The organism is Exiguobacterium sp. AB2, from assembly GCF_000696055.1.
Classification (GTDB): Bacteria; Bacillota; Bacilli; order Exiguobacteriales; family Exiguobacteriaceae; genus Exiguobacterium; species Exiguobacterium alkaliphilum.
Genome location: NZ_JNAA01000022.1, coordinates 1 through 5,508, shown reverse-complemented (window position 1 = coordinate 5,508; position 5,508 = coordinate 1). Strand labels below are relative to the sequence as shown.

Below are 5,508 nucleotides of genomic sequence, written 5' to 3'. Positions count from 1 at the left end.
CAAAAAAAGCCAACCCCTGAAGGATTGGCTTTCCACTAGAATTAGTTGGCTTTCTTTTCGTTACCTGACGCGATAACGGCTTGCATTTCTGATTTCAATGCATCCGAGCGTGGTCCGAAGATGGCTTGAATGTTGTTTCCGACTTCAAGGACACCAGCTGCCCCAAGACGTTTCAACTCTTCTTTGTTCACTTGGTTCTTATCTTTCACTTCGACGCGAAGACGTGTGATACAAGCGTCTAAGTGTTTAATGTTTTGTGAACCACCGAACCCAACGAGGATATCTTGTGCAAGTTCCGAACCTGTAGCAGTTGATTGCTCAACGACTTCATCTTCACGGCCCGGTGTTTTAAGGTTGAACTTACGGATGACGAAACGGAATCCGAAGTAGTAAATGACGGCAAATACGAGACCGACTGGAATGACGAGCCACCAGTCTGTACGGTTAGGAAGTACACCGAAGAGAAGGTAGTCAATCAAACCGCCCGAGAACGTCATCCCGATTTTGACGTCTAAGATGTGCATGACCATGAATGAAAGGCCAGCGAAGACGGCGTGTACAGCGAACAAGACTGGTGCGACGAACAAGAATGCGAACTCGATCGGCTCAGTGATACCAGTCAAGAACGATGTGAGTGCTGCCGAAGCCAAGAGACCACCGACGACTGCTTTACGTTCTGGACGTGCTTCATGGTACATCGCGAGTGCTGCAGCCGGAAGACCGAACATCATGAACGGGTATTTACCAGTCATGAACGTACCAGCTGTCAACTCAGCGCCATCACGAATCTGTGCGAAGAAGATCGCTTGGTCACCACGGACGATGTTACCCGCCGCATCTGTGTATTGACCGAACTCGAACCAGAACGGTGAGTAGAAGATGTGGTGGAGACCGAACGGGATCAATGAGCGTTCAATCAAACCGAAGACGAACGCCGCGAACGTGCGGTTTTCAGTCAACATGAAAGTTGAGAACGCGTTCAATCCAGTTTGTACCGGTGGCCAGATGAGAAGCATGACGAAACCAGCGACGACCGCGGCAACAGCCGTGACGATTGGGACGAAACGCTTACCAGCGAAGAAGCCAAGGAATTGCGGCAATTCGATGTTGTAATACTTGTTGTACGCCCAGGCGGCAATCAGACCCATGATAATCCCGCCGAACACCCCTGTTTGGAGTGTCGGGATACCGAGCACGGTCGCGTATGCCGGGTCACCTTGTGCGATGACGTCAGGCGTGAGCTCGAGCCAGATTCCCATGACTTGGTTCATGATGAGGAATCCGACGATGGCTGCGAGTCCGGCAACGCCGTCCCCTGCTAACCCGATGGCGACACCGACAGCGAACAAGAGTGCCAAGTTCGCGAAGATAATGCCACCCGCTTGCTCCATGAGCTGAGCGAATTTCACGACGCCTTCGTTCGTTAACCAACCAGCGCGTGATGTAAGGGCCGGGTTTTGCATCGCGTTACCGAATGCAAGGAGAAGACCGGCTGCCGGTAAGATCGCAACAGGAAGCATAAGTGCTTTACCGACTTTTTGAAGAACACCAAAAATCTGCTTAAACATGATAAATCCTCCTTCTTGTTTTGTCATACGAATGGACGACGTAGATGTCAGACAACCGACGTATCTAAACGTTTTCATAATAAACGTTTATAAAAACAGAAACAGGCATGAATAAGGGACAGAACGTAGACCTCTCCCATTGGAGAAATCGTAAGCCGTTCCACTCCTTACTCATGCCTGATCGAATCAGTAACACGTAAGATACGTGGTATCAGTTATCTACTTGTAAGTCGCTGGAGATGCATCGTCAAATATGTCGCTTCACCTCGCGGGACAGGACGCTTTAACTCGCGTTCCATGATGCCCATCAGCTCCCAAGCAGTACTATAGCATAGCGGATATTCTTCACGCAACACCTTTTCTATTTTTTGTGGAGCCTCGACGAGCTCACCCGTCGCAACCCGCTCAACGGCGTACCGCAAGTGCCGAAGTAAGCGCTTATAATCGAGTGAAGTCCGGTCCATTTTGACGTTCAACCGACTCTCAATCGTTTGGACGATTTGGCCGATGATTTGGTTGTGCCGGTTCACTTCTAAGACGTTTTTGAACGTCGTCGCCGAGTGGATATGGAGCGCGATAAAGCCAATCTCGGCATCGGGCAACAACACATCGAGCCGCTCGTGAATCATGTCAACGATCCGTTCGGCGAGTGAATACTCGTTCGGATAGAGCGATTCGGTCTCTAGGAGGAACGGATTCGTCACTTCCATCCCTTGCTCGATTCGCTTCATCGTAAAGAACAAGTGGTCGGTCAAACCGATATGGATATGTTGATCGACTTTTTTGCCCGTACTCGTCTCGATGAAGCCGACGATCTCTTGCATGAAGGCGATGAAATCTTCATCGACATGCTTGACGAGCTCACGATATTGCGACTGTTCTTCTTTATCGGTCAATTGATACACTTTCTCCGGGACACTGGTCGGGTCGACGAGATCGCCAGCCTTTTTGCCAAAGCCAATCCCCTTCCCGAGTAGAATGACTTCCGGATCCGTATCATGTTGACAAATGACAACGCTATTATTCAACACTTTTTTGATCGTATACATCGGTAATGTCATTCGTATCGCATCCCTTACTCACTAAAATCGTTTCGTACTTAGTATATCGGTTCATCCCCTAAAAAAGTAGGCGGAAAACAAAAAAGACGAACATTTCTGTCGTCTTTAAAACATCGAGTAACCGCTCTTGCGTAAGAATCGAATCGTCACCCCGGCTAAAATCGCACCGAGCAACCCGAAACCGAGCATAAAGATGTCAAGAAACTGCAGCCCGAGCAATCGTTCATAGACGCTTGCGAGCGCGGTCGACGTTTCCGTGACATAGCTAGAGAGCTTGACGTTATCAATCATCAAGATGACGAAAATCGGATAGATGAAGACGAGCGTCCACGTCTTTTTCAGTAACATATTCAAGATGAAGCCGATGCTGAAGAAGATGACCAAATATAAAATGGCGCCGATAACAGCCTGGATGATATGCATGTGATTGCCCCCTTTTCCCATCGTCTATTATAACGAAAACCGCTCAAACAGGTCAAAAAAGATTGACGTAACAGTGAATAAAAAAGCCCGTTCCGAGGAACGGGCTGGAGCATATTGCTTAGAACTTCCCTTTTTTAAGGACGAGTCCATACTTCTTCAATTCGAGGAAGTGTTTGTTGTCGATCACTTTCTTCATGAATGAAGCGTTGCGACCGAAGATTTTTTTACCCATGACGATCCCGATTCCATCGTTGTGACCGAGTGACGCCACAGTCCCCTTGCTCTCGTACGTGAATTTCGAAGTCGATTTCCCGTTGATGAGCGCGGCGATGTTTTTCGCGACGTTGTGTGCTTGTTGTGTCGCGATTTGAGCTGTCGGCGGGTATGGACGGTTCGATACCGGGTCCATGACGGCCGAGCAGTCACCGATGATGAAGACGTTGTCGTGGCCAGGGGCACGGTTGTCCGCCTCGACCATGACACGGTTACGCACCGCTTCAAAGCCTGACTTCTCGATAATCGGGCTACCGCTGACGCCACCTGTCCAAATGATCGTGTTCGCGTGAATCGTCTCTGTCGTGTCACCTTGGAGTGGTCCGAACGTGACAACGCCCGGCTCAACACCTTTGATTCCGTTACCGAGCTTCATCTCGACACCATTGCGCTCGAGCCATTTCTGGGCGTATGTCGTGAGGTCTGGATCGAATCCAGGAAGGACAGTCGGAGCTGCCTCGATGTTGACGATGCGGACCGCTTCGCGTGGGACGTCATACTGTTTGCAAAGTTCAGGGATTCGGTTTACGAGCTCACCGAGGAACTCGATCCCTGTGAAGCCTGCACCACCGACGACGATTGTCACGTATGAACGATCTGCCGAGTTGTTTGATTTATATTCCGAGAACGAGTACTCGATATGGTTTTTGATTTTACGCACGCTGTTGAGCGAGCTGATTGTCATCGCGTTCTCTTTGAGGCCAGGGATACCAAACGTCTCCGGAACACCGCCGAGTGCGAATACGACGTAATCATATTCGACTGTCGAGCCGTCTGTGAGCAACACTTGCTTAGTCGTAGTATCGACGCGATCGACGATCCCTTTGACAAATTTCACTCGTGACGGGTTGACGACGTCGTTGATGTAAATACGAGCTTGCTCAGATTTCATCGTCCCTGCCGCCGGCTCATGGAGCCATGTCGTTTGATAGTGGTAATCATGTTTGTTGATGAGCGTGATGTTCGCATCTCCAGCTGAAAGTGTCTTCTGGAGGTTGACCGCTGTGATCAATCCACCAAAACCTGCGCCGAGAATAACAATGTTAGGTCGTTTCATGTTCATTTCCACCTTATGTTTCTTAGATTTGTTTTCTTGAACAATCATGTTGTGTGTTTTTTCACATAGATGTTCACAATAAAGCCTAAACTTTGTTCAACCAATGTTCACAATTGCTTCTATGCCATTGTACGCTCTTTGTTTCGATTTCTCAATGGAAAAGCTTATCTTCTTGAATTTTTTTTAAATCTGTTGCATGTTTGTACAGAATGGATTTAATGGACGATTGTCATTATAATAAATGTATACGTTTTGAGGAGGAATTCGATGAAATCGACGAAAGATGTGATCATCATCGGTGGCGGCCCAGTCGGGTTGTTCACCGCATTTTATGCAGGTATGCGCCAACTCGATGCGACGTTGATTGAGAGCTTGCCACAACTCGGCGGCCAATTATCAACGCTCTATCCAGAAAAATATATATACGACATTGCCGGCTTCCCAAAAGTGAAAGCCCAAGATTTGATTGACCAACTGAAAGCTCAAGCCGATCAGTTCGAACAGGACTATCGCCTCGGCGAGACGGTGGAAACGGTCGAACGCCTTGAAGACGGCACGTTCCACATCACGACGAACAAAGATGAGTACCATACGAAAGCGATTATCATCACAGCCGGGAACGGGGCATTCGCCGCACGTCCGCTCGGTCTCGATGGATGCGAAGACTATGCGAACTTACATTACTTCGTCGACAACATGGAGAAGTTCCGCGATCGCCGCGTCATGATCGCCGGCGGCGGCGACTCGGCTGTCGACTGGGCGCTCATGCTTGAAGGAATCGCCAAAGAAGTGCACATCGTCCACCGTCGTGACCGTTTCCGCGCCCACGAACATACGGTCGAGCAGATGAAAGCCTCGACAATCAACGTCTGGACGCCGTACAACATCGAGTCACTCTCAGGAGAGACGCACATCGAGTCGGTCGAATTGACGGACAAAGACGGTGCGTCGAAGTTCATCGAAGTCGACGACTTGATTTGTAACTACGGCTTCGTCTCGTCACTCGGCCCAATCAAGAACTGGGGTATGGAGTTCGAGAAGAACACGATTCGTGTCGACTCACGTATGGAGACGACGGTCGCCGGCATCTTCGCCTGCGGAGACATTGCCACATACGAAGGAAAAG

At 49.3% G+C, this 5,508-nt stretch carries 5 protein-coding genes; 1 reads left to right on the top strand and 4 read right to left on the bottom strand.

Going from position 1 to position 5,508, the window contains the following annotated elements; genetic code table 11:
* Nucleotides 1-41 precede the first annotated feature (41 nt).
* From ptsG to DI14_RS03595, 4 genes are all read right to left on the bottom strand, one after another.
* Nucleotides 42-1,568 (bottom strand): glucose-specific PTS transporter subunit IIBC, encoded by a 1,527-nt coding sequence (gene ptsG, locus DI14_RS03610; protein ID WP_034805328.1) that lies wholly within the window; start codon nucleotides 1,566-1,568, stop codon nucleotides 42-44.
* Between the two features lie 215 nt (nucleotides 1,569-1,783).
* Nucleotides 1,784-2,629 (bottom strand): glucose PTS transporter transcription antiterminator GlcT, encoded by an 846-nt coding sequence (glcT, locus tag DI14_RS03605; protein ID WP_034805326.1) that lies wholly within the window; start codon nucleotides 2,627-2,629, stop codon nucleotides 1,784-1,786.
* Nucleotides 2,630-2,734: 105 nt separating this feature from the next.
* Nucleotides 2,735-3,052, bottom strand: coding sequence for a YuiB family protein (locus DI14_RS03600; protein ID WP_034805322.1), 318 nt, complete (start codon nucleotides 3,050-3,052; stop codon nucleotides 2,735-2,737).
* A gap of 118 nt (nucleotides 3,053-3,170) precedes the next feature.
* Nucleotides 3,171-4,382 (bottom strand): NAD(P)/FAD-dependent oxidoreductase, encoded by a 1,212-nt coding sequence (locus DI14_RS03595; protein ID WP_034805321.1) that lies wholly within the window; start codon nucleotides 4,380-4,382, stop codon nucleotides 3,171-3,173.
* Nucleotides 4,383-4,649: 267 nt separating this feature from the next.
* On the opposite strand from DI14_RS03595, the gene DI14_RS03590 reads away from it, so the two are divergent.
* Nucleotides 4,650-5,508 (top strand): NAD(P)/FAD-dependent oxidoreductase (locus DI14_RS03590; protein WP_034805319.1); only part of this gene is annotated, 859 nt, incomplete at its 3' end.